The organism is Sphingobium sp. 3R8 (assembly GCF_020166615.1).
Lineage (GTDB): Bacteria > Pseudomonadota > Alphaproteobacteria > Sphingomonadales > Sphingomonadaceae > Sphingobium > Sphingobium bisphenolicum.
On record NZ_JAIQXR010000005.1, the window covers coordinates 48,938 to 75,628 of the forward strand.

Genomic DNA, 26,691 nt, shown 5'->3' on the forward strand with positions numbered 1-26,691 from the left:
GCTGAGCGAAGTCGAAGCCCTCCACCGAACGAAGAGAGGTGCTTCGCCATGCTCAGCATAGCCCTTCGACTTCGCTCAGGGCGAACGGAGAAAATTATGACCCGAGCTATTATGACCGCCCTGCCCCTCATCCTCATCGCCTGTTCGGCCGAGAACGCCACCGGCCAGAACAGCGCCGCTGCGGCAGACAAGCCCTTCAAGACCTCCGTCATCGCCGATTTCGATTCGCCCTGGGCCATGACCTTCCTGCCCGACGGACGCGCCTTGGTGACGGAGAAGGCAGGCGAGATGATCCTGTTCGATCCCAGGAACGGCACCAAGATCCCGATCGCAGGCATCCCGGCGGTCGACAGCGCGGGCCAGGGCGCCCTGATGGACGTGGTGCTGTCGCCGACCTTCGCCAGGGACAAGGCCGTCTATTTCAGCTTTTCGGAGGAACGTGACGGGGTGAAAGGCGTGGCGCTGGCCAAGGGCGCGTTCAATCAGGCCAGCGACGGCACGACGAAGCTGGATGGCGTGACCGTCCTCTTCCGCGCCAGCCCCTATGTCGACGGCAACGGTCATTATTCGGGCCGCATCGCCTTTTCGCCCGATGGCCAATATCTTTTCTTCACCAATGGCGAGCGGCAGAAGTTCGACCCGGCGCAAGACCCCAAGGCGACGCTGGGCAAGGTGCTGCGCCTGAACCTTGACGGCACGCCCGCGGCGAACAATCCGCTCGCCGCCAAGGGCCTCCATCCCGCCATCTGGTCCTATGGCCATCGCAATCTGCTGGGCATCGCCTTCGACAAGGATGGCCGCTTGTGGGAACAGGAAATGGGACCGAAGGGCGGCGACGAGGTGAACCTCATCAAGCCCGGCCTCAACTATGGCTGGCCCAAGGCGTCGAACGGCAGCCATTATGACGGCCGCGACATTCCCGATCATAAGGCGGGCGACGGGTTCGAGGCACCCAAAGTCTGGTGGAATCCGGTCATCTCGCCCGGCGGCCTGCTCTATTATGCGGGCGACATGTTCCCACAGTGGAAGAACTCGCTGTTCATCGGCGGCCTGTCCAGCCAGAGCCTCGTCCGGGTGAAGCTGGACGGCGAGAAAGCGGAAAAGGCCGACCAGTGGGACATGGGCGCCCGCATCCGCGAAGTGGAGCAAGGGCCAGACGGCGCGCTGTGGCTTTTGGAGGACGGCAAGGAAGGATCGCAGGGGCGGATGCTAAAGCTGACGCCGGCAGCATCTTGATTTGGACCATTAGATAGTCCATAATCATGCCTTAATTGCATGGGGCGAACGAGATGAAAATTTCCGTGTCCGACGCCAAGGCGCAACTGACCGACCTGGTCAGGCGCGCCGAAGCGGGTGACGAAGTCATCCTCACCCGTCATGGCCACGCGGCCGTTCGCCTCGTTCCCATCAAGGCGCAGGTAGATGCGAAGTCGCGACGCGCATTGATCGAGGCCATTCGGGCGGAAGCGGCAAGGATCGCTTCCCCTGGCCCCTGTGCGGCGCGAAGCCAGGACTTTCTCTATGATGATGAAGGTCTGCCCGGTTGATCGCGATCGATACGTCCGCGATTATGGCTCTCCTGTTGAATGAAGCGGAAGCGGATGTTTGCGCAGCAGTGTTGGGAAGCGATGACGCGCTGATCATGTCATCGGGCACCTTAACGGAGACTCTGATCGTTGCCCTTCGGCGCAATTACAGTCGGCAGGCCAAGCGCCTGATCGAGGAACTCGACATAGACATTATAGCGCTGACACCGGACTCCGCCCGACGTGCAGCAGACGCCTACGCCAGATGGGGCAAGGGCGTACATCCCGCCAGTCTCAATTACGGCGATTGCTTCGCCTATGAACTGGCGACCACGCGCAACTGCCCGTTGCTCTTTGTGGGCAATGATTTTGCGCAGACGGATGTCATATCCGCCCTTTGAACCGCACCATCGCCTGAACGAAAAACGGGGCCATCCGGCCCCGTTTCCTTTTACACCAACCGGCTCTGCTTGACCGCCGCTTCGATGAAGCTGGCGAAGAGCGGATGCGGGTCGAACGGCTTGGACTTCAATTCCGGGTGGAACTGCACGCCCACGAACCAGGGATGGTCCGGCCGCTCGACGATTTCGGGCAGCGTGCCGTCCGGCGACATGCCCGAAAAGATCAGGCCGCCCTTTTCCAGCGGCTCGCGATAGCCGGCATTGACTTCATAGCGATGGCGATGCCGCTCGCTGATGTCGTCGGTGCCGTAAATACCCGCGACGACGCTGTTGCCGGTGAGTTTCGCCGGATAGGCGCCCAGCCGCATGGTGCCGCCCAGATCGGTGTCGGCGGTGCGTTGTTGCAACCCTTCCGCGCTCATCCATTCGGTGATGAGGCCGACGACCGGCTCGGACGTATCGCCAAATTCGGTGGTGGAGGCATCGGCGATACCCGCGGTGTTCCGCGCGCCCTCGATGCAGGCCATCTGCATCCCCAGGCAAATGCCGAAGAAGGGCACATTGCGTTCGCGCGCGAATTTGACGCTGGCGATCTTGCCTTCCGACCCGCGCACGCCGAAGCCGCCCGGCACCAGGATGCCGTGCATCGGCTCCAGGCTGGCGACGATGTCGTCGCCCTTCTCGAACAATTCGGCGTCGATCCACTTGACCTTGACCTTCACCCGGTTGGCCAAGCCGCCATGGTTCAGCGCTTCGTACAGCGACTTGTAGGCGTCGAGCAGGCCGACATATTTGCCTACCACGCCGATCGTCACTTCGCCTTCGGGGTTCTGCTGGCGATCCATGATGTCGTCCCAGCGGGCAAGCTGGGGCACGGGCGCATCCTTGATGCCGAAGGCGCGCAGCACTTCCTCGTCCAGCCCTTCGGCGTGATATTGATGCGGCACGGCGTAGATGCTGCTGGCGTCAAGCGCGGGGATGACCGCTTCGGGACGCACGTTGCAGAACAGTGCAATCTTCTGACGCTCGCTGTCGGGCAGCGGATGCTCGCAACGGCACAGAAGGATGTCGGGCTGGATGCCCAGCGAGGTCAGGTCGCGCACGCTGCGCTGGGTCGGCTTGGTCTTCAGCTCGCCCGCCGCCGCGATATAGGGCACCAGCGTCACATGGACGAAGATCGACTGGCCGCGATCCAGGTCGTTATGTAGTTGGCGAATCGCTTCCATGAAGGGCAGCGATTCTATGTCGCCCACCGTGCCGCCGATTTCGCAGAGGACGAAATCGATATCGTCGGTGTCGGCCAGCGCGAACGCCTTGATCTCGTCGGTGACGTGCGGGATCACCTGCACCGTCGCGCCCAGATAGTCGCCGCGCCGTTCGCGCTGGATGATCGTCTGATAGACGCGGCCCTGCGTCACATTGTCGCTCTGGCGCGCCGATACGCCGGTAAAGCGCTCATAATGGCCCAGGTCGAGGTCGGTTTCCGCCCCGTCGTCGGTCACATAGACTTCGCCATGCTGATACGGGCTCATCGTGCCCGGATCGACGTTGAGATAGGGGTCGAATTTCCGGATTCGCACACGGAAACCTCGCGCCTGCAGCAGCGCTGCAAGCGAAGCGGCCATCAGGCCTTTGCCAAGCGAGGAGACCACGCCGCCGGTGATGAAAATATACCGCGTCATGGGAGGAGAGGCTTAGCCTTTCGGAACAACAAAGGGCAAGCGCGCGAATCCACGCACGCTAAAAAAAGATCGAAAGATCGGTGAAAGGTTTAGTTGGCGAGCGGAACCGCGCCATTGGCCGCCGGAGCCGAGGGCGTCGCGGACGCCGCATTGCTGGCCGCACCCGCCAGCGGATCGGCATTACCGGCCGGGGCTGGAGCGTTCTGCGTGGCCGGAGCCTGCTTCACCAGCGAGGTGTCGATGTCGCTGGGCGCATGACGCACCGATGCGATCACCGCCATGACGATCGACAAGGTGACGAAAATCGTCGCCAGCACCGTGGTCGACCGGGTCAGGAAATCCGCCGCGCCGCGCGCCGACATCAGGCCCGCCGGGCTGCCGCCCACGCCCAGACCGCCGCCTTCCGACTTTTGCATCAGGATGACGGCGACCAGCAGAGCAGCGATGATGGCCTGCACGACGAGAAGGAAGGTGAACATGCGACGGGGTCCGGTACTTTAGAATGCGTTGGCGCGCACATAGCGACGATGGGCGTTGGGGGCAACCGCGCCTTTTTCTCCCCTCCCTTTCAAGGGAGGGGCCGGGGGTGGGTGCGATTGCGCCAGCAATCGCTTGCTACGCGTGAGGCAAAGGTTACGGCTCGCTCCGCTCGCTACCCACCCCAACCCCTCCCTTGAAAGGGAGGGGCTTATTCAGTCAAACCGCCGCCGTCACCCTGGCATCGGCCGCCTCGATAATCGGCGCGAATTTCTCGGCCGTCAGGCTCGCACCGCCGATCAGGCCGCCGTCGACATCGGCGATCGCCAGCAATTCGGCCGCATTCGCGCCGTTCATCGACCCGCCATAGAGAATGCGCATCTCGTCCGCCTCCGCGCCGATACGAGTGGCGAGCGCGGCGCGCAGCGCGGCGTGCATGGTTTCCACAGCCTCCATCGTCGGGATACGGCCGGTGCCGATCGCCCAGATGGGCTCATAGGCGACCGCCAGCCAGTCGGCCGCCGCGCCTTCGGGCAGCGACGCCAGCAATTGCGCCGACACCACGGCCTCCGCATCGCCCGCGTCGCGCACGTCCAGGCTTTCGCCCACGCACAAGATGACCTTTAACCCCGCCGCCTTGGCCGCCAGCGCCTTCGCCGCGATGTCGGCATTGGTTTCGCCGCGCGCCTCGCGCCGTTCGCTATGCCCGGTGATGACCCAGGTCGCGCCCGCTTCTGCGAGCATTTCGGCCGACAGCGACCCGGTATAGGCGCCGCTCATGTCCATATGGCAGTTCTGCGCGCCGATGAACGCCGCGCCGCGCTTTTGCGACCCGGCCATGATCAGCGTCGCGGGCAGGCACAGCCCGACCTCGACGGCCGGATGCGCGGCGGCCAGATCGCCGATCGCCTCCACTTCATCCAGATGCTCGCGCATCCCGTTCATCTTCCAGTTGCCGACAACCAGCTTGCGCCTGCTCATCTGACCGTTTCCCCTGTATGTAAGGTGTGGTTATTGCTGCACGATGCCCCGGCGCCGATCCGCCGCGTCCCTTATGGGATCACGCCTCCTCGGATCGTCCCGATGCTTGCAAAAGCCGATGAACGGCGATCGCGCATTTGTCCAGTCCAAGCCTTGCCGCCGCGCGCATCCGCGCCTAAAGCGGGCCGCCACACAGCCGCAGTTCCGGAACCCCCATGCTTTCTGTCTTTCGCAGCTTCATCCGATCCAAATTCGGCGCGCTTTTCGCCATCCTGTTCCTGGGGGTGATCGCTGGCGCCTTCATCCTGGGCGACGTCACCAGCGGCAAGTTCGGCTCGGGATCGATGCTGGGCGGCGGCGGCACCGCGGCCAAGGCGAAGGGCCAGACCCTGAGCCAGACCGAATTGCAGGACCGGGTGCAGCGCGTGTTCGAAAATGCGCGCCGGTCCAATCCCGGCCTACAGATCGGCGATTTCTTCGCGCAGGGCGGCGGGAGCCAGGTCTATGACCAGCTGGTGGCGTCGCTGACGCTGCGCGCCTTCGCCGACGATCAGGGCGTGCATATCTCCAAGCGGCTGGTCGATGCGCAGATCGCGCAAATCCCCGCCTTCCAGGACGCGGCGGGCAATTTCAGCAATGATAATTTCCGCGCGCTCCTCGTCCGCGAACGGCTGACCGAACAGGCGCTGCGCGACGACATCAGCCGCGAAATCCTCCAGCGGCAGTTGCTCGCCCCGGTGGGCCTGGGCGTCAAGCTGACCGACAGCATGGTCCTGCCTTACGCCTCGCTGCTGCTCGAAGCGCGTCAAGGCACGGTCGCGGCGATCCCGGCGATCGCCTTCCTCGATGAAAAGAACCCGACCGACGCGCAACTGGCAGATTATTACAAGAAGAACGCCAGCCGCTTCACCATCCCGGAACAGCGCCGTATTCGCTACGCCGTGGTGGATGCCGAGCGTTTCGCCCAGGCGGCCCAGCCGACCGAAGCGGAGATCAGCGCAAGCTACAATCAGAACAAGGCCAGCTACGCCGCCAAGCAGAGCCGCAGCGTCGAGCAGCTCGTGCTGCCGACCCAGGCGGGCGCCAAGGCGATCGCCGATCAGGTGAAGGGCGGCAAGTCGCTCGCCGCCGCGGCCCAGAGTGCCGGCCTCGCCGTATCCTCCTTGGCCGACCAGAGTCGCGAGGCGCTGACCGTCACGGCAGGCAAGGCCGTCGCCGATAGCGTGTTCGCTGGCAAGCAGGGCGACCTGATCGGTCCGGTGCGCGGACCGCTGGGCTGGCTGCTGCTGCGCGTTACCGCGACGAAGGAAACCCCTGCCCGCACGCTGGACGCGGTGCGCGGAGAGATCGTCACGGCGCTGCGCGCGCAGAAGGAAAAGCAACTGCTGTCCGACTTCACCGGCAAGATCGAGGATGCGATCGCCAATGGCGACAGCTTCCAGGAAGTGGTGAAGGATAACGGCCTCAAGCTGGAAACCAGCCCGCCCCTGCTCGCCACCGGCAAGCAGGTGAAGGACCAGACCTATGCCGCGCCGGCCGATATCCAGCCGCTGCTCGCCCCGGTCTTCGCGATGAGTGCGGACGACGACGCGCAGCTCATCCCGATCACGGCGGACAAGCGCTATGCGCTCGCCGCCCCGGGCGAAATCATCACGGCCGCACCGCCGCCGCTGGCCGAAGTCAAGCAACTGGTGCTGGCGCAATATAAGCTGAATGCCGGCAATCTGAAGGCGAAGGCGCTGGCCGAGCAGATCCAGGCGAAGGTCGCCAAGGGCGCGAAGCTGGCCGACGCCATCGCCCAGGCCGGCGTCAAGCTGCCCGCGCCACAGATGCTGGGCGGCCGCCGCGCCGACATCATGCGCGGCGAGCAGCGTCCCCCGGCCGAAGTCGCCATCCTCTTTGCGATGGCGGCGAACACGGTCAAGACGCTGCCGATCGGCCAGGATCGCGGCTATTTCGTCGTGCAACTGAACAAGATCGAGCGCGGCGACGCCAAGAATCAGCCGGAATTGCTGAACCAGGTCCGCACCCAGCTCGCCGAAGTAGTCGGCCAGGAATATGGCCAGCAGTTCGAGCGCGCGGTCGAAAAGGAACTGGGCGTCACCCGCAACGCCAAGGCCGTGGAGCAGGTCCGCAGCGCGCTGGCCGCCACCAATAGCGGCGAGCAGTAAGATGACGGCAATCGGCGGGACGGCAGACGGCGTAGCGACTGCGCGCGCGGCGCTCATGCGTGGCGAGTCCGCGCTGGTGTGGCGGCGGCAGATCGCCGATACCGACACGCCGATTTCCGCCGCGCTGAAATTGTTCGAACCCGATCGCGGCGACTATCTGCTGGAATCGGTGGAGGGCGGCGCGGTGCGCGGCCGCCACAGCCTGATCGGCCTCGCCCCCGACCTGGTCTTCCGCGCGAACGGCCAAAGCGCGGAGATCAACCGCCAATGGGCGACCGATCGCGACGCCTTCGTCGCGCAGCAAAAGGGATCGCTCGACGCGCTGCGCGACCTGGTCGCCGAATGTCGCGCCCATATGGACCCTGCTTTGCCGGCCGCGCTCGCCTGCCTCGTCGGCTATTTCGGCTATGAGACGGTCGGGCTGGTGGAAAAACTGCCCCGCCCCGCCGCCAATCCGATCGGCGTGCCCGACATGCTGTTCGTGCGGCCGACCGTGATACTCGTCTTCGATCGCCTCGCCGACGCGCTCTATCTGGTCGCGCCGGTCTGGAAAGGCAGCTTCACCGATGCAGACCGGGCCATCGCGGAAGCGCTGGAGCGGATCGACGCCACCGCCGCGCGCCTCGCCGCGCCCCTGCCCGCGGTAACGGCCCCAGCCGAGATCGGCGATGTCGCAGTCACGCCGGTGCTGGAACCGGGCCGCTATGCGCAGATGGTGGACCGGGCGAAGGACTATATCGTTGCGGGCGACATTTTTCAGGTTGTGCTGGCCCAGCGCTTCACCAGCCCCTTCACTTTGCCGCCGATCGCCCTCTATCGCGCGCTGCGACGCATCAACCCGTCGCCCTTCCTCTATTATCTCGACCTGCCCGGCTTCGCGCTGATCGGCTCGTCCCCGGAAATCCTGGTCCGTGCGCGCGACGGCGAAGTCACGATCCGTCCGATCGCCGGCACCCGCCCACGCGGCAAGAATGCCGTGGAGGATGCGGCGAATCGCGAAAGCCTGCTCGCCGATCCGAAGGAACGGGCCGAGCATCTGATGCTGCTGGACCTCGGCCGCAACGATGTCGGCCGCGTGGCGACCGCTGGCAGCGTGACCGTGACCGACAGCTATACCGTCGAATTCTACAGCCATGTCATGCATATCGTGTCCAACGTCGTGGGCCGCCTGTCCCCGGACAAGGACGCGATCAACGCGCTGTTCGCGGGCTTCCCGGCCGGCACCGTATCGGGCGCGCCCAAAGTCCGCGCCTGCGAAATCATCGCCGAACTGGAACCGGAAACGCGCGGCGCCTATGCGGGCGGCGTGGGCTATTTCGGGCCGGACGGCAATATGGACAGTTGCATCGTCCTGCGCACGGCGGTCCTCAAGGACGGCGTCATGCATGTGCAGGCGGGCGCGGGCATCGTCGCCGATTCGACCGCCGAATATGAACAGCGCGAATGCGAGGCCAAGAGCGGCGCCTTGCTGGCGGCCGCGCGCGAAGCGGTAACGCTCGCGCGGGAAGCTGGGTTCGGACAGTAAATTCTTCCCCAAGACAAGCTTGGGGAGAAATTATACTAGCGACACGCCCGTCCGCCCATCGCCCCCCGCTCCGCCTGGTCCAGATGGAAATGATCGCGATGCGCGGCATTATAGTCGGGCGACAAGACGGTCGAGAACAGCCCGCATGCCCCGTCGCGCACCGCGCGCAAAAATGCGGCGTCCTTCCCCTCGCCCTTCCAGTCGTTCAGTACGCTGACCTGCCGCCCGTCCTTCAACATGAAGGCGGCGACGTCGATCGCGTCGGCGGTGGCATGTTCGCTATAATCGCCCCGGCTGCGGCCATAGATGCGCCGACAGCTATAGCTGCCGAAATGGCGGATGCTGCGCACCGGCGCGCCATAGATGCGTTGCGCGGCCGGCTGCACCACCTGCCATTCCCACAGCTTGAGCGCGGCGACCACCGGACAGGACGGCGCGACCGCCGCGGGCGCCATCGCGATGGCATCCTTGTCGGCGCGCAACCGCACCGCATCGGCATAGCGACACTGGTCCGCCCCGCCCGGTTCCATCGCGATATAGTCCACGCCCGCCCGGTCGAGCAGCGCCCGGCATTGCGCCGCATCGCCGGTCAGCGCCGCCAGCTTGCGCCCGGTGAACAGGCCGATCGGCTGCCCCAGGTCCAGATCGGTCCAGGGCAAATCCTGCGGTCGCTGCTTTAGCCAGGCATAAGCCAGCAGGATCAGGACGAGGGATGCCGCCAGCCAGAGCAGGCGGCGCAGGGTCAGATGAAGGCGTCGCACCGCCTAAACACGCCGGACCTGCCGCATCGGTTCCGAGGTGACGGGATAACCCAGATGATCGGGGATGCAGAGGTGGGTTTCCCCGTCGCGCTCCTCCCGCCACGGCCGCACCTTCTCCACCGGATAGGCCAGCGCATGGGCGACCAGCGCATCGTGATCCGCATGAAGCGCCAGTCGCTCCAGATTGCGCCGCGTCGGGAAGATGACCTGCGCCTCGCCCGCATCGGCCCGTGCCAGCGTGTCCGCCGCGCTGCTCCAGAACAGGCGCACATTCTCGGTCGTATCGACGCTCGCCACCTGCCCCTCCGGCGCACGCGCCAGATAGAATCGCGTATCGAACACCCGCCGCGCCCGCTCGAACGGCGCAGGGTGCCAGCGCGCAAAGGGCGTCAGCGCATCCAGTGCGACGTCCAGTCCCAGCCGGTCCAGCATCTCGCCCATAGTCCGCCCGTCATGCAACCCATCGCGCAGCCGCAGCACCGTGGCGGCGTCCACCATGCCCCGCAGACCGATCCCCAGCCCACTTTCCTCGATCGTCTCGCGAATGGCGGCGATGCGCCCGGCCGCCTCGTCCGGCTCCAGCCCGTGATCGATCCGGCGCGCCAGCGCATGATCGCCCTCGTCAACCGCGCCGCCGGGAAAGACCAGTGCGCCTGCCGCAAAGGCCATGGTCGACGCGCGCTCCACCATCAGCAAGTCTGGCGGGCCATCGTGCCGGTCGCGCACGATGACGACCGTGGCGGCCGGGCGGCCCATGTCCGTTTCACCGGCATCTGTTTCAGTATTCATGGAAACCGCTCTACGCACGTCCGGCGCCAGCGGTAAAGTCCTTGCGGTTCAACCCTGGGAAGGGGTTGGTGGAGCCTAGCGGGATCGAACCGCTGACCTCGTCATTGCGAACGACGCGCTCTCCCAGCTGAGCTAAGGCCCCCGAAGGAGCGCTGCCTATAAGCGAGCGATTTGGCCCATGCAACCGTCTTTTGCACAAAAAAGCGCGTCACCGGCTGATCTGGATCAAGCCACTGGCAAAGGGCCAGTTTCAGTCGCGGCAGACCGCCCGACAGGCACGACATTACTCCTGCGTAACGCCCGGAACGATGCCCTTTTCCGGTCATTGATGCCCCGTCGATGCCGCGCAGGCGTCGCCTGACGAGAAGAAGGAGAAGGACGATGGGTTACCAAGGCGGACGCCGCTATGGTGGCGAAGATCGATATGGCAGCAACTGGGATCGCGGCGGCGACCGCTATCGCCGGCCGGGCGATTGTGGACGCGACGATCGCGGCTATCGCTACGGCACGCGCGGCCAGTTCGGCGGCCCCGACTATCGCCGCCCGCCGAGCGATTATGATCCCGAAGATCGCGGCTTCTTCGACCGAGCCGGGGATGAGGTCCGCAGTTGGTTCGGCGACGAGGAAGCCGAGCGCCGCCGCGAATATGACGAATATTATAACCGCCCCTATGGCGATCCGCGCGACCAGTCGAGCCGGCTCGGCTATGCCTCGGCCGCCCGCAGCGACTATCTGCCCAACCGCGGCTTTGCCCCCTATAGCGGCGAACGCAGCGGCTATGGCAACGAGGATCACGGCAACCGCGTCTATGGCTATGGTCCGCAGCAGGATTATGGCGCGCACCACGACAGCAATTACCAGGCCTGGCGCCAGCAGCGCGTGGATGAACTGGACCGCGACTATGCCGAATATCAGCGCGAACATCGCGACCGCTTCAACAGCGAATTCGGCTCCTGGCGCACCCGCCGCGGCGAACAGCGCCAGGCGATCCAACAGGTGCGCGAACATCATGAGGTGGTCGGCAGCGACGGCGAGCATGTCGGCACCGTCGACAAGCTGCGCGGCGATCGCATCATCCTGACCAAGAGCGACAGCGATGCGGGCGGCGTCCACCATTCGATCCCGTCGAGCTGGATCAAGTCGGTCGACGCAACCAAGGTGACGCTGGAAAAGACCGCCGAGCAGGCGCAGCACGCCTGGCGCACCGAGCGGGAACAGAACGCCCTGTTCGGCGATCGCGACCGGGATCAGGATGGCTGGAGCAGCGGAAGCGCGTCCAGCGGTTCCGGAAGCAGTTCAGGCAGCAGCAGCGCCAGCTATAGCGGCACCCGCTATCGCTGAGCTGGATGGATGAAAGCGGAAAAGACCCGGTCACGCGACCGGGTCTTTTTTCATGCCCGCTTGCGCCGCCCCCGCAGACGGTGCCAATGCTGCGGCCCCATCGCGTTCGAGGCTGCCATGCCGACCATATTGCTGCTGATCGTCTCCAACCTGTTCATGACCGTCGCCTGGTACTGGCACCTGAAAGGCGGGATGGACAAGCCGATCCTGCTGGTCATCCTGATCAGTTGGGGCATCGCCCTGTTCGAATATTGCCTGGCCGTCCCCGCCAACCGCATCGGCTTTGCCAACGGCTGGAGCGCGGGCCAGCTCAAGGTCGCGCAAGAAGCCATAGCCCTCGTCATCTTCGGTGGGTTCATGGTGACGGTATTGGGCGAGCCGCTGCACTGGCGCCACCTCGCCGCCTTCGCCTGCATCATGGGTGCGGTCGGCTTCCTGTTCGTCGGCAAATGAGGACGATACGCCCCCTGCCCCGACGGGGCGGCGATGTCGCGTGCACAGTTATTGCCCCCTTCACAAAAAGATCGATCGGGATCGGGCCATATCGATCGAAGAAAATGCACGCCGCTACAGTCTATTTCGGATGAAATATATATTGTGGAAGGCGTGAAAATATAAAATAAGTTCGCCGACATCTAATGATCCAGCGTGGGGGTGGACTCATATGAAGCAAATGACGGGCGCCTTGTTGTTCGCGGCAATGTCCCTTTCGGGATGCGCTACCATCAGGGGCTCTCAGGATGGCGTGGCAGGTCTTGAACCCTCCAATCCCGTCACGATCGATACCGCTCTCCAAAATTATTACAAACCGGCGGACGCCGACCGCGCCGGCATGTCGCGACGCGACTATCGCGATTACATCATCGGCCTGTACATGCGCGCGCTCGATAGCAAATATGAAGCGTTTACAGATCAGTTACGGGCCGGTGGTCGCGGGTCGGGCCTGGGCTTCGACTTGCTGCTGCTCGGCCTCAATGGCGCGACGGCCCTGTCCGGCGTATCCGCCGCGCGCGATCTCGCCACGGTGACGGCGGTCACGTCGGGGGCACGGTCAAGCATCGACAAACGCCTCTATTTCGAACAATCGCTGCCCGCGATGATCGCGGCGATGGATGCGGAGCGGGCCTCGATCAAGTCGGACATCGCGACCAAGCAGGCGCAACCGGCCGAACGCTACAGCCTGAGCAACGCGATCGACGATCTGACGCGGCTGAAGCAGGCCGGACAGGTGGACAGCGCGGTGTCGCGTATGACCAAGGCCTCCGAAGCGGATCGGGACGCGGAACAGGAACGGCTGAATGCGATCACCCAGGCCTGCGCCGATATCAGCATTGACGCCGCGCGGCTGAATTTCGACTTTCGCGAACTGGTCTACAAGGACGCCGCCAAGCGTCCCGACAGACTGAGGGCGGCCGCGGGGGCGCTCGGCATGCCGCTGCAGCCCAATCAGGTCCCCGCCTGGAGCGAGGTGGCAGGCAAGTTCGACATCAGCCTGTGCGACGATGACAAAAAGCGCCAGTTCATCGGCAATCTCACCAACACCATCCAGCAGAATGGAATCTGACATGGCGGAGACGCAGAGGAAATATCTGGGTTCGTTGACCTTGGGAAAACTCGAAATCGCGCTGGAAGCGCATGAGCAGCTATTCGGCGCCGTCACGGCGCTGGAAGCCCTGCTCGGCCAGACCGTGGCGACATTCGACGATGGCGATTTTCCGGCACTCAGTTCGCTCGTGCTGATGCCCCGGATCGGTGGTCATGCGCCGCCGCCGCCCGCTGGCACGACGCATTTGCTGGACGGCGACGTGACGATCGTCGGCCAGGCCATGGGCGTGTCGGTCTATCGCGCGACCTGAGCACAGGACTGCGGCAGCAGGAGCGACGAATCCCCATAGGAATAGAAGCGATAGCCCGCCTCGATCGCATGGTCGTAGGCGTCGCGCATCCGCTCCGTCCCCATCAGCGCCGACACAAGCATGAACAGCGTGGATCTGGGGAGGTGGAAATTGGTCATCAGCCCGTCAACCGCCTTGAAGCGGTAGCCGGGCGTGATGAAGATGCGCGTTTCGTCCGCGAAGGGGCGGATGATACCATCCTCGCCGACGGCGCTTTCCAGCAACCGTAGCGACGTGGTGCCGACCGCGATCAGTCGTCCGCCCGCAGCACGCGCCGCGTTCAACCGCTCCGCGGTCGTTGCATCGATACGGCCCCATTCGGCGTGCATCCGATGGTCGTCGGTATCGTCCGCCTTGACCGGCAGGAATGTGCCCGCGCCCACATGCAGGGTCAGCGTCTCGGTCGCGACGCCCGCCCCGGCCAGCGCCCCCATCAGATCGGGCGTGAAATGCAGCGCGGCGGTGGGCGCGGCGACCGCGCCATCCTCCCGCGCGAACATGGTCTGGTAATCGCTGCGGTCGCGCTCGTCGGTCGGGCGCTTGCTGGCAATATAGGGCGGCAGCGGCATCTGCCCGGCCCGCTCCAGCAACAGCTCCACCGGCTCATCGCCCTCGAAGTCCAGCGTCACGCCGCCATCCTCGTCGCGTGGCCCTGCAATGGCGGTGACGCCCGCGCCGAAATCGATCCGGTCCCCCGCCCGCACCCGCTTGGCATTGCGCAGGAAGGCCTGCCACTGGCGCAGCCCCTGCCTTTTGTGCAGTGTCGCGCCGATTCGCGCCTCGCCGCGCTTCCCCTCCAACTGGGCAGGAATGACCTTCGTATCGTTGAACACCAACACGTCGCCCGCGCGCAGCAGCGACGGCAGGTCGCGCACGATCCGGTCTTCCATCGCCCCCTCGCAGGGCACCAGCAATAGCCGCGCGCTGTCGCGCGGTGTCGCGGGCCGCAGCGCGATATTCTCGGGCGGCAGGTCGAAATCGAACAGGTCTACGCGCATGGGCAATCCGCCGGACGAACCGGCTTATTTCTTCTTGGGCGCGGGCTTTTTCGCCGCAGCGGGCTTGGGTGCGGGCGTATCGATGATCGACACCGGCGGCGCGGGCGGCGGCGGCGCGGCGGTCACCGGCGGCTTGCCATCGCTGTCGATCGACGCCTGCAGGATCACGGTCGGGTTGGCCGGCGGCTCGCCCTGCGCGATCGCATCGACATAGTTCATCCCCTCGATGACGCGACCGAAGACGGTATATTTCTTGTCGAGCTGCATCCGCGGCAGCAGCACGATGAAGAACTGGCTGTTGGCGCTATCCTCGCTCTGGGCGCGGGCCATCGACACGGTGCCGCGCAGATGCGGCATCGGGTTGAATTCGGCCTTCAGGTCCGGCAGCGTCGAACCGCCGGTGCCGTCCCCCTTGGGGTCGCCGCCCTGCGCCATGAAGCCGGGGATGACACGGTGGAATTTCAGGCCGTTATAGAAGCCCTGGCGCGTCAGTTCCTTGATCCGCTCGACATGGGCCGGCGCGATGTCGGGGCGCAACTGAATGCGGACGCGGCCGCCGCTCGACAGGTCCAGATCCCAGATATTCTGCGGATCGGCCGGCACGGTGGCGGGCGGCAACTGGGGCTTGAGATTGGTGTCCAGCGACTTGGCGTTTTCCTGCGCGCGCGCGGCGGCCTCCGCCTTCTTCGCATCCGCACCGCCGCCCCCGCCGCCGCCCTGGGCATAGGCCAGGCCGGACGCAGTAAGGGCGACGCCGATCGCAACGGTCTTGAGCGCGCAGGTGAAACGCATGGGGTAGGACTTCCTTGATCTCTTAGGCCGACGGGGCAAGCCGCCCTGATAGCGCGCTGATCGCGATTGGCAACTGAACGCAGGCTGAGTAAAACTCAAACCCCGCCCTTGCGCCCGATCTTCTCGACCCGTGCGACCACTTCGTCGCGCACGGTCGGGCTGACGAATTTGTGGATCGGCCCGCCATAAAGCGCGATTTCCTTGACCAGGCGCGACGCGATCGGCTGCAACGACACGTCCGCCATCAGGAAAACCGTCTCGATCCGGCCATTGATCTGCTGGTTCATGCCCGCCATCTGATATTCATATTCGAAGTCCGCGACCGCACGAAGCCCCCGGATGATGACGCTGGCGCTCTGCGATTCGGCAAAGTCCATCAGCAGCGAATTGAAGCCGGTGACGACGATTTCGGTGTCGATGCCGGCACATTCGCGCCGCACCATCTCCAGCCGTTCCTCGTCGGAGAACATCGGCGACTTGCTGATGTTGGTCGTGACGCCGATCACCAGCTTGTCGACCAGCTTCGCGCCCCGCCGGATGATGTCCATATGGCCGAGCGTGATGGGGTCGAACGTGCCCGGATAGACGCCGATACGCTGTTTGCTCATGACGTTAGCGGTCCCTCTCCACGATATAGTCGGCGATCGCGCGCAGCAGGTCGGCCTCCGCGCCAGCCCCGCTCAGATGCGCCTTGGCCTGGGCGACCAGCATATGCGCCTGTTCGCGCGCCCGCTCCACGCCCAGCAGCGACACGAACGTCTCCTTGCCCGCCGCCGCATCCTTGCCCAGCGCCTTGCCCGCCAGCGCCGCGTCGCCCTCCACGTCCAGCAGGTCGTCGGCGATCTGGAAGGCGAGGCCGATATCGCGGGCATAGCCATGCAGCCCCGTGCGCGCCTCATGCGGCAACCGCGCCATGATCGCGGCAGCCTCCACGCAAAAGGCGATCAGCGCCCCGGTCTTGAGATTCTGGAGCCGCGTGACGGTCGCCAGGTCGAAGCGGGTCTTTTCCGCCTCCAGGTCCATCATCTGGCCGCCCGCCATGCCGGCCGGCCCGCTCGATACGGCCAGCGCCCTGACCAGTTCGATCCGCACGAACGGATCGGGGTGCGTCTCTTCGTCGGCCAGCACTTCGAACGCCAGGTCGTGCAGGCAATCGCCCGCCAGAATCGCCGTCGCTTCGTCATAGGCCTTGTGGACGGTCGGCTTGCCACGGCGCAGGTCGTCATCGTCCATCGCCGGCAGATCATCGTGGATCAGTGAATAGACATGGATGCACTCGATCGCGAGGCCGACGCGCACCGCCGATTCGCATGAAATATTGAACAGGTCGCAGGTCGCCTGCACCAGCAGCGGGCGCAGCCGCTTGCCGCCACCGATCGCGGCATGGCGCATCGCTTCATACAGGCGGGCGCGGGCGTCGTCGGGCACTGCAAGCAGCCTGTCGAAGGCGGCGTCGATATCCCGCGCGACATCGGCGGCACGGCGGGTGACCAGCGATGCCGCGGAGGCGCCCCCTCCCCCGTTCATGTCGCCCCCGTTCACGCAGATCAGTCCGCGCCGAAGGGCTGGGCGCCGGTCACCGCACCATTGGCGTCGACCGTCAGCTTGGCGATCCGCGCCTCGGCCGCCTGCAGCCGCTCGGCGCAGCGCTTGCGCAGTTCCTCGCCCTGCGCATAGAGCGAGATCGACTCGTCCAGCGGCACATCACCGCTTTCCAGCCGGCGAACGATCGTTTCGAGCGCGCGCAGCGCATCCTCGAAAGAGAGGGGTGCGGTATCGGGGGGGGAAAGTTCCTCAGCCATGTCCTTGCATTGGCGGCCGCCTCGGTCCCGGTCAAGCCCGCGGCCGCCAATTATAGCGTACCGGTGCGCGACCGCCCCGCAATCCGCCGTTCATCAACATGACGTCATGATATCGTCATGACGCCATTTCAGGGGACATGGCGGGAACATCACAGTTTTGCGTTGACGCACCATGTTGCACATGCACATAAAAGGATCGCTATGAAATATTATCTCCCCCTGATCGCCGTCGCCAGCGTTGCCTTGCTGTCGGCTTGTAACAAGAATGACGAACCCGAAGTCGTGGGCGGCCCGGCCGATCCGATGGCGGCACAGCTCGCCAACGCCGCGCCCGTCGAGCTGCCGCCGTCGGTCAAGGCCAACAAGCAGTTCCGCTGCAAGGACAACAGCCTGATCTTCGTCGACTTCATGAGCGACGACAAGACCGCCCTGCTGCGCACCGAAAAGGGCGGCACGGCCACCTCGCTGAAGGCGGCCGAAGCCGGCCAGCCCTTCACCGCCGAAGGCTTCGCCGTCAGCGGCCAGGGCAATGACGTGACCATTACCGTTCCGGGCAAGAGCGCCCAGGCATGCCACGTCTGAACCGGGCATCTCCCATCTGTCTCTACCAGGCCGGACCTCCCCTAAAGATCCGGCCTTTTTCTTGGGGTGGCATTCTCACTCACCGTTGAGCATCGCCAGCGTGGCGCGATCGGCATAGGCGCTCGCCAGCCGCAGATGCGCTTCCTTGGCCCGTTCCGATTTCGACGCCAGCGCCATCATGCGCTGCTTGCGGCAACGGCTGGAAAAATAGAAGAAGTCACTCCCCTTCATCCTGCACCTCTCTGCGGCACCCGCTCTCCGTCGAATCGCCACCCCGTTTGGGAAATGTCGAGCGCGAACGTTAACGAAATCTTTGCGCGGGGACGAAGCGAGAAGGCGATCGGACGGATGCCGGACGGCATGATCGGACCGAAGCTTTTGCGGGCGTGAAAGCCTCCCTGACGCCCAAGGCGTGGTGAGGGAAGGTGGCGCATTTCCCCATCCAGAGGATCAGCCGAGGAATCGCCACGCTTCACTCCCGAACACCCTTTCCTCGTCCCCCCGCACGCCGCCATTGTGATTCGCGCACGCCCCCGCTAAAGGCGCGCTCATGTCCAGCACCGTCCCCCAGATCACCCCGGAAGTCGTCGCCGAACATGGCCTCAGCCCGGAAGAATATGACCGCGTATTGAACGCCCTCGGCCGCGAGCCGAACCTGACGGAACTGGGCATATTCTCGGTCATGTGGTCGGAGCATTGCTCGTATAAAAGCTCCAAGATCCATCTGATGAAGCTGCCGACCAAGGGTCCGCAGGTGATTTGCGGCCCCGGCGAAAATGCCGGCGTGGTCGACATCGGCGACGGGCAGGCGGCGATCTTCAAGATGGAGAGCCACAACCACCCCAGCTATATCGAACCCTATCAGGGCGCGGCGACGGGCGTCGGCGGCATCCTGCGCGACGTCTTCACCATGGGCGCGCGTCCGGTCGCGAACATGAACGCGCTGCGCTTCGGCCGCCCCGATCATCCCAAGATGCGCCACCTCATCAGCGGCGTGGTGCGCGGCATCGGCGGCTACGGCAATTGCGTCGGCGTGCCGACCATAGGCGGAGAGGTGAATTTCCACCCCGCCTATGACGGCAATATCCTGGTCAACGCCATGACCGTAGGCGTCGCCGACACCGACAAGATTTTCTATTCCGCCGCCAGCGGCATCGGCAACCCGATCGTCTATGTGGGGTCGAAGACCGGCCGCGACGGCATCCACGGCGCGACTATGGCGAGCGCGGACTTCGGCGACGACGCCGACGCCAAGCGCCCGACCGTGCAGGTCGGCGACCCTTTCACCGAAAAGCTGCTGATCGAAGCGTGCCTGGAACTGATGGCGTCCGACGCGATCGTCGCCATTCAGGATATGGGCGCGGCCGGCCTCACCTCCTCCAGCGTCGAAATGGCGTCGAAGGGCGGCGTCGGCATCCAGCTCAACATGGATGACGTGCCGCAGCGTGAAACCGGCATGACCACCTATGAAATGATGCTCTCCGAATCGCAGGAGCGCATGTTGATGGTGCTGAAGCCCGGCCGCGAGGCTTTCGCCGAAGCGATCTTCCAGAAGTGGGAACTCGACTTCGCGGTCATCGGCCATGTCACCGACACCGGCCGCATGGTCCTGATCCACAAGGGCGAAACGGTGTGCGACATCCCGCTCGCCCCGCTGGCCGACGATGCGCCGCTCTACGACCGTCCCTCCATGCCGAAGGACGACTATAAGATCTGGTCGAAGGTCGAACCGCTGGGCGAGATCGCCGAAAGCGCCGACATCGGCGCGGACCTCGTCACGCTGATGGGCAGCCCCGACATCGCCAGCCGCCGCTGGATCTGGGAACAGTACGATCATATGGTCGGCGCCGACACCGTCCAGCGCCCCGGTGGCGATGCTGCGGTCGTGCGTGTCCATGGCAGCAACAAGGGCATCGCGATCAGCACCGACTGCACGCCGCGCTATTGCTATGCCGACCCCTATGAAGGCGGCAAGCAGGCGATCGCCGAATGCTATCGCAACATCAGCGCCGTCGGCGCGACGCCGCTGGCCGTCACCAACTGCCTCAACTTCGCCAACCCGCAGCGCCCCGAGATCATGGCGCAGTTGACCGGCTGCCTGGAAGGCATGGGCGACGCCTGCCGCGCGCTCGACTTCCCGATCGTGTCGGGCAACGTCTCGCTCTACAATGAATCCAAGGCGACCGGTGGTGGCTCGGCCATCCTGCCGACTCCGGCGATCGGCGGCATCGGCCTGCTGGCCGACGTCGATGTGATGGCGACCGTGGCTTTCAAAAATGCAGGCGACGCGATCTGGCTGATCGGCGAAGAAGGCGCGCATCTGGGCCAGACCATCTGGCTGCGCGAGATCGCCGGTCGCGAAGCAGGCGACGCGCCCAGGGTCGATCTGGCCGCCGAGCGCGCCCGCGCCGACACCGTGCGCGCGCTGGTCGCCAGCGGCACGGTCAATGCCGTGCATGACATCAGCGACGGCGGGTTGCTGGTCACCATCGCGGAAATGGCGCTGGCCGGCAAGATCGGCGCCACGCTCGACATTGCCCTCACCACCGCCAGCGCCTTTGGCGAGGATCAGGGCCGCTATGTCGTCGCGGCACCTTCGGGCGTCGAGATTGCAGGCGCAACCCGCATCGGCACGACCGGCGGCGGCAGCGTCGCCGGCGTCACGCTCGACGCCCTGCGCACCGCGCATGAAGGCTTCTTCCCCGCGCTGATGGACAGCGAACTCTAAACGTCCGCATGTCGGGGCGGGAGCACATCCCGCCCCCACGCCTATTCCCTGCGATAGATATATTCCGCATCGGTCCAACTGCCGACGACAAATCCATAGTCGCCGACTTTCAGGAAGCCATATTTGGCATAGACGGCCTGCGCGCGGTCATTGCCCGACCAGACGCCCAGCCACACCGGCCCCGGCATCCTCTCCTCCAGCCAGCCCAGCGCCACATCCATCAGTGCGCGCCCGATTCCCTGCCCCTGCGCCGCATTGATCGCATAAAGCTGGTAGAGTTCACCCTGCGCCGCTGACGCCTGCGGATGCGGCAATTTGCACGGGCCGACATGCGCATAGGCCAGCAGTTGACCGTCCGCCGTTTCCGCTACCCAGGTCGCATGCGCAGGATCGGCCAGTTCCGCCGCTACCGTCGCCCGGCCATAACTGTACGCTTCGAACAGAGCGAGATCGGCTGGCGGATAGGGAATGGCGAACCCGTCAAGGAAAGTCTCCCGGAAAGCCGTCAGCTTGAGCGCGGACAATGCAGCGACGTCATCCGGGACGGCAGGGCGAATGGTGAAAGAGGAAACGGCCATGGCGATCGGATTGCATATTGCCGGTCGCCGCACAATCTCACCCGCCGCGCGTTACCCGTCCGAACAAGACCTGATAGGCGTCCGCGCCGCCACTCTCTTCAAACGCGGCCATGACCCGGCGCAGGTCGCGCGGGGTCAGCGGCTTGCGCCCTTCGCTCGGCACCACCGCGCCGATCCCCTTGAGGTGCGCGATCAGCCCGCGCGCGCCGCCGCACGCCAGCGCATAATCCTCGTCGAAGGCGAAAGCGTCGTCATAGCTCGCCAGCAAACGGCGCAAATCACCCAGCGAGGGATAGTCCGGCACCCCCGCCACCAGCTCGCACGCATCATGCGCCGCGCGCCAGCGGGCGAAACTGCCCTGCCCCATGGTCGAGAAGATCAGGCTCCCGCCCGGCCGCAACAGCCGCGCCAGCCGCGCGATCGCGCCATCCAGATCATCAAACCACTGGAAGGCCAGGCTGGACAGGATCAGGTCGAACCATGGCCCCTCGAACGGCGGCGCTTCCCCGTCCATCGTCATGAACCGGCCCGCGACCAGCCCGTGCGACGCCGCCTGCTCCAACATGCCCGGCGACAGGTCGGTCGCCACCAGTTCCGCACCTGGCCAGCGCGCCTGGATGTCGCGCGTCAGGAATCCAGTGCCGCACCCGATCTCCAATATGCGCGCCGCTCCGTCGGGTTTCTGGCGATAGGCGAGGTCGGCGACCAGCGTCGCGGCCAGCCGCTGCGGCCCGGCATGGGCGTCATAATGCGCCGCCGCCGCGCCGAATGCGTCGCTTATTCGTTGCTTGCGCCATTGCCTGGAGCGGTCGTTCATGGCTAGGCGCATGGCAGAGCCTCGACTGCCTGACCAGTCCTTTCAAGGAACCGCCGCCCCATGACCGCCTCTTCCCGCATACCCGCCATGGACGTGCTGCGCGGTTGCGCCGTGCTGGGCATATTGTGGATGAACATCACCGCCTTCGCCCTGCCGCAAAACGCCTATTTCAACCCGGCGGTGGCCGGCCCGCCCTCAGCCGCCGACATCGCGGTCTGGGCCACCAGTCTGCTGCTGGTCGACGGCAAGATGCGCGGCCTGTTCGCCTTGCTGTTCGGCGCGTCGATGCTGCTGCTGATCGATCGGGAGGAGATGGCGGGGCGCGACGGCCGCCGGGCGCAAATGATCCGCTCCGGCTGGCTGTTCGTTCTGGGTTGCGCGCATTTCCTGCTGCTCTGGTGGGGTGACATATTGCGCGTCTATGCGCCGGTCGGCCTGTTCGCGCTGCTTTTCGTCGGCCTCGAACCCTTCGCCCTGGTCAAGCGCGCCCTGCTCTTCTTCCTGCTCCAGTTCCTGCTGGTCGCCGCCTTCATCGCCAGCCTCTACGCCTGGGGGCATGCTGCCGCGGCGCCGGGCGCGGAGTCGGGACTGCGCGAAGGCTATGCCGCCTTCATGACCGCCCTGTCCGATCCCGCCAGCCCCGGCACCCAGGCGGAGATCGCCACCTATCGCAGCGGCTTCCCAACCATCGTCCAGCACAAGCTGGCCGACGTGCCGGGCGAATGGCTCTGGGGTTTCCTGTTCACCGCCTTCGAAACCATGGGCTTCATGCTGCTGGGGATGGCGATGCTCAAGGGTGGTTTTCTCACCGGCCGCTGGGACGCAGAGCAATATCGCCGCACCGCCCGCCATTGCTTCCTCATCGGCCTGCCACCCATGGCCGCGCTGGCGCTGTGGGTGGCCTGGAGTGGCTTCGCTCCGTTGCCCGCCTATGGCGTCGCGCTCGCCTGGTCGCTGCCTTTCCGCATCCCGCTGACGGTCGGCTGGGCCGCACTCATTCTCTGGCTGCTGGCGCGCCACCGCAGCCATTGGCTGATCGATCGCCTCGCCGCAGCCGGACGGCTGGCGCTCAGCAACTATCTCGCCACCAGCCTCGTCATGACCGCGCTCTTCTATGGCTGGGGCCTTGGCCTTTTCGCGCGGGTGCCCCCGGCGGCGCTGCCCCTGTTCGTGCTGGCCGGCTGGACGCTCATGCTCGCCTGGTCGAAACCCTATGCGGCGCGATTCGCCATGGGCCCGGCGGAATGGCTGTGGCGCAGCCTGGTCAACGGCCGGCCGCAAAAGATTCGCAAAAGCGATTGATTACTATTGCGACCCATTATCAGACACGCTATCTCCCCTGCATCAGGAGAGTGTCTTCGATGGTCGTCTGCGTTTGTAATGCGATTCGTGAAAAAGATCTGCGGGAAGCCGCGCGCAACGGAGCGGACACGCCCTGCAGCGCCTATGCCCAATATGGTCGCCGCCCCAAATGCGGCCAGTGCGTCTCCTTCGCGCGCACCATCATCGCCGCGGAACGCGCCTCGGCTTGAAAACATTGCGAATCAGCCTCAGTCGGCAATCGCGATCTCCACGCAATAGCGCACGAAAAAACCCCTGATTCCCAAGGGTTTTCAGCTTAACAGCGCACGTCCGAAACGATATATAGCCGGCGCCCCCCCATTGCCGGAGTAAAGCGCCATGAAAGGCGATCTGAAAGTCATCGAATATCTGAACGAGGTGCTCAAGAATGAGCTGACCGCGATCAACCAGTATTTTCTTCACTATCGCGTTCTCAATCATTGGGGCATCGAGAAGCTCGCCAAGTTCGAATATGCCGAATCCATCGACGAGATGAAGCATGCGGACAAGGTTGCGGAGCGCATCCTCTTCCTGGATGGCCTGCCCAACTTCCAGCTGCTCGGCCGGTTGAAGATCGGCGAAACGGTCGAGGAAATCCTCAAGGCCGACCTCGAACTGGAATATGAGGCGCTGCCCGTCCTGCGCGAAGCGATCGCCTATTGCGAATCGATCAAGGATTTCGTCAGCCGCGACCTGTTCCAATATATCCTCGAAAGCGAGGAAGAGCATGTCGATACGCTGGAAACCCAGTTCGAAATGATCGAGCGCATGGGCATCCAGAATTATGTCCAGTTGCAGAGCAAGGCGAAGGAAGACTGATCGTTCCGATCTGCACGCGCGTGTGAAAAGGGGCGTCCTGTATGGGGCGCCCCTTTTGCATCATAGCAGCGCTTCGAGCAGGCCAATCAGCGGCAAGTCCGCGGGCGGCATGTCCAGCGCATACATTTGCGCCGGTCGCAGCCATTGCAGGGCCGTCGCGTGGCGTGCCTCCGGCATCCCTTTCCACTTGCGACAGACATAGAGGAGCAGCAGCAGATGCTTCTCGCCCAGAGCCTCGCTGGCGAAGGTCGCAGGGGCCAGGCAACTGGCATGGGTTTCGATCCCCAACTCCTCCTCAAGCTCGCGCACCAGCGCAGCTTCGGGCGTTTCGCCCGGCTCCACCTTCCCACCGGGAAATTCCCACAGGTCGGCCATCGCCTTGCCGGGCGGGCGCTGTTGCAACAGCACCCTGCCATCGGCGTCGACTAACGCTACGGCAACCACCAGCAGGGGAGAAAAAGAGGGCATATCGGTCCAGTCGGGAGGGCTTTGTTAACCCTGCTTCCTTTACATGTTGATCGGGGACTGTCTGTAGCGAAACGGGGATTCTATGCGCGCGCTTGTCGAAATGCTTGCCCGACTGGGCCTGTTCCGGTGCGAGCGCGGCGCTACCGCCGTCGAATATGGGCTCATCATCGCCATGATCGTTCTGGCCATGATTGCCGCCCTCAACAACGTCGCGAACAAGACCACCGGCATGTGGAATAACGTCGCGACGGAAGTAACAAAATATTAACCATCATTATCTGACAGTCACTTTTACCGCATTAATAGTTTTTCAACCGACCTCGTCTAATCCCATCCTTGCTGACCACAAATATCCATGCGGGGCGGCCGGGTAGTTAAACGCTGAAATCCATTTCTAGGGAGACGTCACATGCAGTTCATCCGTAAGATGCTGAAGAATGAAAAGGGTGCCACCGCGATCGAATACGGCCTGATCGCCGCCCTGATCGCCGTCGCCGCCATCGGCGCGATGACCAGCCTGGGCACCAAGCTGGGTTCGACCTTCAACAACGTTTCGGGTAACCTGAAGTAAGCCCAGACGCTTGTCGGAACAGGGGGCGGCGGAAGCGATTCCGCCGCCCCTTTTCGTTCGCGCGCTTACCAGGTGACGATCTTCACCCGCTGGCCCGGTCGCAGCGTGGCATTGGCGTTCAGCGCGTTGATGGTCAGGAACCGGTCGAGCTGATAGTCCGAATAGGCCATGCGCTTGGCCATGGATTGCACGGTGTCGCCCGCCTTGACGGTGACGACATCGACGCGGCGCGGCTTGATCGCCGCCGCTTCCTGCGCGCTCAGCCGCTGGACCGACTGCACCATCGCGGTGAAGGGGCCGATCCCCTGCCCTGCCGGCGTCAGCAACAGGAAATGATAGGCTTTTCCGCCGCCGAAATCATAGGCGAACACGGTCGCATCGACCTGGCTCGACTGGCTGGTCGCCCGCACGGTGCGATAGGCGGCCGGGATTCCGTTGACGGTCGTGCGACTGACCTCACCCGCGGGCACGCCACCTGCCCCTTCACCCCCACCCAGCTTCGCGAACACGCTGTCGATATAGGCGGCCAGATTGCCCGAATAGGGGGCCGCGCCAAATTGCGCCTGCCCGCCCGACCCGGTGATCGACACCGCATCCGCGCCATTTTCCATGCCGAACCCGCTCGGCGCGGCGAAGCTCAGCCGCAGGTCGGGGTGGCGGAAGCGATTGCCGTCGATCACCCCTTGCTTGGGATCATCGCCATACAGCACGCCGTCGAGCGCATTGAGGAAGGCATCGCGGTTGCGCACCGTGCTGGTGGCACGAGTCGCCGCGGCGGCGTTGGCGGCCCGTTGCACGCGCGCGCCGGGATCGGGATGGGTGCTCGCCCATTCGGGCATGGAGCGTGCGCTGCCCGCCACCCGCGCGTCGAGATTGCTCTGCGCCGCCAGCGACGCCAGCATTCCCGACAGGGCGCGTGGATCATAACCGCCCGTCGCCAGGTAGCGGATTCCCAGATCGTCGGCCTCATATTCCTGGCTGCGGGAAAATTTGAGCGTCAGTAACTGGCTGCCCGTGCCAATCCCTTTCTGGATCAGCCCCGAAAAGCCCGAATCGCCCAGCAGCGCCCCCGCCAACGCGCCCAGCAGCGCGCCCCCGATTGCATTGCGCTGCGCCGCCTTCTGCCGGCGCTGGCCATGCTGGGCCGCGACATGGCCGACCTCATGGCCCAGCACGCCGGCAAGTTCGGCTTCGTCATTCATCAGCGCCATCAACTGGCGGGTGACGTAGACATAGCCGCCGGGGATCGCGAAAGCGTTGTTCACCGGCGAATTGAGCAAGGTGACGGTAAAATCGCCCTGCGCATTGGACAGGCCCGACTGCACCGCGATGCGACGCCCGACCCCTTCCACATATTTGGCCTGCGGCCCCACATAGGCGCCGCCAAATTCCTTCAACAGTTCAGGATGCTGCTTGGCGCCGGTGGCCTTGTCCTGCGCGCTGATCGACGACACGGTGCGAATCGCCCGTTGCTGCCCGATCACCGCGGGTGCGCTGACAGCCACCGCCAGCACGCCGCTCGCGCAGCCCAGCTTCATCTTCCAGTTCATAACTCTCCACCCTCGACGTTACTTATACGTAACGAGGAAAATGGCGCGCCGTTCCGCAAAAAGCGAGAGGTTAGGCCTTCGGACGCGCAATCGATC

At 64.7% G+C, this 26,691-nt stretch carries 31 protein-coding genes and 1 tRNA gene; 16 read left to right on the plus strand and 16 right to left on the minus strand.

Features of this window, described 5'->3' with window-relative positions:
* The first annotated feature begins 96 nt into the window (after positions 1-96).
* Genes K9B33_RS06300 through K9B33_RS06310 form a run of 3 tightly spaced genes read left to right on the plus strand, consistent with a single transcriptional unit; the run spans position 97 to position 1,927 of the window.
* Positions 97-1,236, plus strand: a complete 1,140-nt coding sequence (locus K9B33_RS06300) for a PQQ-dependent sugar dehydrogenase (RefSeq protein WP_224547496.1) — start codon at positions 97-99, stop codon at positions 1,234-1,236.
* Between the two features lie 53 nt (positions 1,237-1,289).
* A complete protein-coding gene (locus tag K9B33_RS06305) occupies positions 1,290-1,547 on the plus strand; it encodes a type II toxin-antitoxin system Phd/YefM family antitoxin (protein WP_224547498.1) in 258 nt (85 codons plus the stop codon).
* Positions 1,544-1,927, plus strand: coding sequence for a type II toxin-antitoxin system VapC family toxin (locus K9B33_RS06310; protein WP_224547500.1), 384 nt, complete (start codon positions 1,544-1,546; stop codon positions 1,925-1,927). The genes K9B33_RS06305 and K9B33_RS06310 overlap by 4 nt, the downstream gene beginning before the upstream one ends.
* A gap of 50 nt (positions 1,928-1,977) precedes the next feature.
* On the opposite strand, the gene K9B33_RS06315 is transcribed toward K9B33_RS06310, so the two are convergent.
* The 3 genes from K9B33_RS06315 to tpiA all read right to left on the minus strand — a co-directional run bounded on the left by K9B33_RS06315 (position 1,978) and on the right by tpiA (position 5,067).
* Entirely contained in the window at positions 1,978-3,609 is a 1,632-nt protein-coding gene (locus K9B33_RS06315) for a CTP synthase (RefSeq protein WP_224547502.1), read from the minus strand.
* An 89-nt stretch (positions 3,610-3,698) separates the two neighbouring features.
* Entirely contained in the window at positions 3,699-4,088 is a 390-nt protein-coding gene (gene secG, locus K9B33_RS06320) for a preprotein translocase subunit SecG (RefSeq protein ID WP_224547503.1), read from the minus strand.
* A gap of 217 nt (positions 4,089-4,305) precedes the next feature.
* Positions 4,306-5,067 (minus strand): triose-phosphate isomerase, encoded by a 762-nt coding sequence (gene tpiA, locus K9B33_RS06325; RefSeq protein ID WP_224547505.1) that lies wholly within the window; start codon positions 5,065-5,067, stop codon positions 4,306-4,308.
* 215 nt (positions 5,068-5,282) lie between these two features.
* On the opposite strand from tpiA, the gene K9B33_RS06330 reads away from it, so the two are divergent.
* Positions 5,283-7,238, plus strand: a complete 1,956-nt coding sequence (locus tag K9B33_RS06330; protein WP_224547506.1) for a peptidyl-prolyl cis-trans isomerase — start codon at positions 5,283-5,285, stop codon at positions 7,236-7,238.
* 1 nt (position 7,239) lies between these two features.
* Positions 7,240-8,763, plus strand: a complete 1,524-nt coding sequence (trpE, locus tag K9B33_RS06335) for an anthranilate synthase component I (protein ID WP_224547507.1) — start codon at positions 7,240-7,242, stop codon at positions 8,761-8,763.
* A 35-nt stretch (positions 8,764-8,798) separates the two neighbouring features.
* Here the strand turns inward: trpE and K9B33_RS06340 are convergent, their stop codons facing one another.
* The 3 genes from K9B33_RS06340 to K9B33_RS06350 form a co-directional block, all read right to left on the minus strand.
* Positions 8,799-9,524, minus strand: coding sequence for an extensin family protein (locus K9B33_RS06340; RefSeq protein ID WP_224547508.1), 726 nt, complete (start codon positions 9,522-9,524; stop codon positions 8,799-8,801).
* Positions 9,525-9,527: 3 nt separating this feature from the next.
* Positions 9,528-10,313, minus strand: coding sequence for an NUDIX hydrolase (locus K9B33_RS06345; protein ID WP_224547509.1), 786 nt, complete (start codon positions 10,311-10,313; stop codon positions 9,528-9,530).
* 66 nt (positions 10,314-10,379) lie between these two features.
* Positions 10,380-10,455, minus strand: a tRNA-Ala gene (locus K9B33_RS06350).
* A gap of 239 nt (positions 10,456-10,694) precedes the next feature.
* On the opposite strand from K9B33_RS06350, the gene K9B33_RS06355 reads away from it, so the two are divergent.
* The 4 genes from K9B33_RS06355 to K9B33_RS06370 all read left to right on the plus strand — a co-directional run bounded on the left by K9B33_RS06355 (position 10,695) and on the right by K9B33_RS06370 (position 13,510).
* Positions 10,695-11,654: a DUF2171 domain-containing protein gene (locus K9B33_RS06355; protein ID WP_224547510.1), complete on the plus strand. Its 960-nt coding sequence runs from the start codon at positions 10,695-10,697 to the stop codon at positions 11,652-11,654.
* A 117-nt stretch (positions 11,655-11,771) separates the two neighbouring features.
* A complete protein-coding gene (locus tag K9B33_RS06360; protein ID WP_224547511.1) occupies positions 11,772-12,107 on the plus strand; it encodes a DMT family protein in 336 nt (111 codons plus the stop codon).
* 292 nt (positions 12,108-12,399) lie between these two features.
* On the plus strand, positions 12,400-13,218 hold the full coding sequence (locus tag K9B33_RS06365) for a hypothetical protein (RefSeq protein WP_224547512.1): 819 nt from the start codon (positions 12,400-12,402) through the stop codon (positions 13,216-13,218).
* 1 nt (position 13,219) lies between these two features.
* Positions 13,220-13,510, plus strand: coding sequence for a hypothetical protein (locus K9B33_RS06370; RefSeq protein ID WP_224547513.1), 291 nt, complete (start codon positions 13,220-13,222; stop codon positions 13,508-13,510).
* Here the strand turns inward: K9B33_RS06370 and queA are convergent.
* From queA to K9B33_RS06395, 5 genes are all read right to left on the minus strand, one after another.
* Positions 13,495-14,547 (minus strand): tRNA preQ1(34) S-adenosylmethionine ribosyltransferase-isomerase QueA, encoded by a 1,053-nt coding sequence (gene queA / locus K9B33_RS06375; RefSeq protein ID WP_224547515.1) that lies wholly within the window; start codon positions 14,545-14,547, stop codon positions 13,495-13,497. The genes K9B33_RS06370 and queA overlap by 16 nt on opposite strands.
* A 24-nt stretch (positions 14,548-14,571) precedes the next feature.
* The gene (locus K9B33_RS06380; RefSeq protein WP_224547517.1) at positions 14,572-15,339 is read right to left on the minus strand and encodes a peptidylprolyl isomerase; all 768 of its coding nucleotides are present in this window, start codon (positions 15,337-15,339) and stop codon (positions 14,572-14,574) included.
* A gap of 95 nt (positions 15,340-15,434) precedes the next feature.
* Positions 15,435-15,947, minus strand: a complete 513-nt coding sequence (gene coaD / locus K9B33_RS06385; protein ID WP_224547519.1) for a pantetheine-phosphate adenylyltransferase — start codon at positions 15,945-15,947, stop codon at positions 15,435-15,437.
* A gap of 4 nt (positions 15,948-15,951) precedes the next feature.
* A complete protein-coding gene (locus tag K9B33_RS06390; RefSeq protein ID WP_224547521.1) occupies positions 15,952-16,866 on the minus strand; it encodes a polyprenyl synthetase family protein in 915 nt (304 codons plus the stop codon).
* A gap of 20 nt (positions 16,867-16,886) precedes the next feature.
* Positions 16,887-17,141: an exodeoxyribonuclease VII small subunit gene (locus K9B33_RS06395; RefSeq protein WP_224547523.1), complete on the minus strand. Its 255-nt coding sequence runs from the start codon at positions 17,139-17,141 to the stop codon at positions 16,887-16,889.
* Between the two features lie 201 nt (positions 17,142-17,342).
* On the opposite strand from K9B33_RS06395, the gene K9B33_RS06400 reads away from it, so the two are divergent.
* Positions 17,343-17,723 carry a hypothetical protein gene (locus tag K9B33_RS06400; RefSeq protein WP_224547525.1) on the plus strand — a complete coding sequence of 127 codons (381 nt, stop codon included), beginning with the start codon at positions 17,343-17,345 and terminating at the stop codon, positions 17,721-17,723.
* Positions 17,724-17,798: 75 nt separating this feature from the next.
* On the opposite strand, the gene K9B33_RS06405 is transcribed toward K9B33_RS06400, so the two are convergent.
* Positions 17,799-17,954 carry a hypothetical protein gene (locus K9B33_RS06405; RefSeq protein WP_224547526.1) on the minus strand — a complete coding sequence of 52 codons (156 nt, stop codon included), beginning with the start codon at positions 17,952-17,954 and terminating at the stop codon, positions 17,799-17,801.
* Positions 17,955-18,273: 319 nt separating this feature from the next.
* Between K9B33_RS06405 and purL the strand changes: the two genes are divergently transcribed.
* On the plus strand, positions 18,274-20,451 hold the full coding sequence (purL, locus tag K9B33_RS06410; RefSeq protein ID WP_224547527.1) for a phosphoribosylformylglycinamidine synthase subunit PurL: 2,178 nt from the start codon (positions 18,274-18,276) through the stop codon (positions 20,449-20,451).
* Between the two features lie 41 nt (positions 20,452-20,492).
* Here the strand turns inward: purL and K9B33_RS06415 are convergent, their stop codons facing one another.
* Together K9B33_RS06415 and K9B33_RS06420 are read right to left on the minus strand one after the other, a co-directional pair.
* Positions 20,493-21,029 (minus strand): GNAT family N-acetyltransferase, encoded by a 537-nt coding sequence (locus tag K9B33_RS06415; protein WP_224547528.1) that lies wholly within the window; start codon positions 21,027-21,029, stop codon positions 20,493-20,495.
* Between the two features lie 37 nt (positions 21,030-21,066).
* Positions 21,067-21,846, minus strand: coding sequence for a methyltransferase domain-containing protein (locus K9B33_RS06420; RefSeq protein ID WP_224547529.1), 780 nt, complete (start codon positions 21,844-21,846; stop codon positions 21,067-21,069).
* Between the two features lie 60 nt (positions 21,847-21,906).
* On the opposite strand from K9B33_RS06420, the gene K9B33_RS06425 reads away from it, so the two are divergent.
* From K9B33_RS06425 to bfr, 3 genes are all read left to right on the plus strand, one after another.
* Positions 21,907-23,148 carry a DUF418 domain-containing protein gene (locus K9B33_RS06425; RefSeq protein WP_224547530.1) on the plus strand — a complete coding sequence of 414 codons (1,242 nt, stop codon included), beginning with the start codon at positions 21,907-21,909 and terminating at the stop codon, positions 23,146-23,148.
* A gap of 59 nt (positions 23,149-23,207) precedes the next feature.
* On the plus strand, positions 23,208-23,378 hold the full coding sequence (locus K9B33_RS06430) for a bacterioferritin-associated ferredoxin (protein WP_066603762.1): 171 nt from the start codon (positions 23,208-23,210) through the stop codon (positions 23,376-23,378).
* 148 nt (positions 23,379-23,526) lie between these two features.
* Complete coding sequence (bfr, locus tag K9B33_RS06435) at positions 23,527-24,006, plus strand: bacterioferritin (protein ID WP_224547531.1); 480 nt, start codon at positions 23,527-23,529, stop codon at positions 24,004-24,006.
* 60 nt (positions 24,007-24,066) lie between these two features.
* On the opposite strand, the gene K9B33_RS06440 is transcribed toward bfr, so the two are convergent.
* A complete protein-coding gene (locus K9B33_RS06440; RefSeq protein WP_224547532.1) occupies positions 24,067-24,474 on the minus strand; it encodes a (deoxy)nucleoside triphosphate pyrophosphohydrolase in 408 nt (135 codons plus the stop codon).
* A gap of 82 nt (positions 24,475-24,556) precedes the next feature.
* Here K9B33_RS06440 and K9B33_RS06445 point away from each other — a divergent pair, with 82 nt between their 5' ends.
* Complete coding sequence (locus K9B33_RS06445; RefSeq protein ID WP_224547533.1) at positions 24,557-24,742, plus strand: Flp family type IVb pilin; 186 nt, start codon at positions 24,557-24,559, stop codon at positions 24,740-24,742.
* A 141-nt stretch (positions 24,743-24,883) separates the two neighbouring features.
* Positions 24,884-25,045 (plus strand): Flp family type IVb pilin, encoded by a 162-nt coding sequence (locus tag K9B33_RS06450; RefSeq protein WP_056687935.1) that lies wholly within the window; start codon positions 24,884-24,886, stop codon positions 25,043-25,045.
* Between the two features lie 65 nt (positions 25,046-25,110).
* Here the strand turns inward: K9B33_RS06450 and K9B33_RS06455 are convergent, their stop codons facing one another.
* Positions 25,111-26,595 (minus strand): M48 family metalloprotease, encoded by a 1,485-nt coding sequence (locus K9B33_RS06455; RefSeq protein WP_224547535.1) that lies wholly within the window; start codon positions 26,593-26,595, stop codon positions 25,111-25,113.
* Positions 26,596-26,691 lie beyond the last annotated feature (96 nt).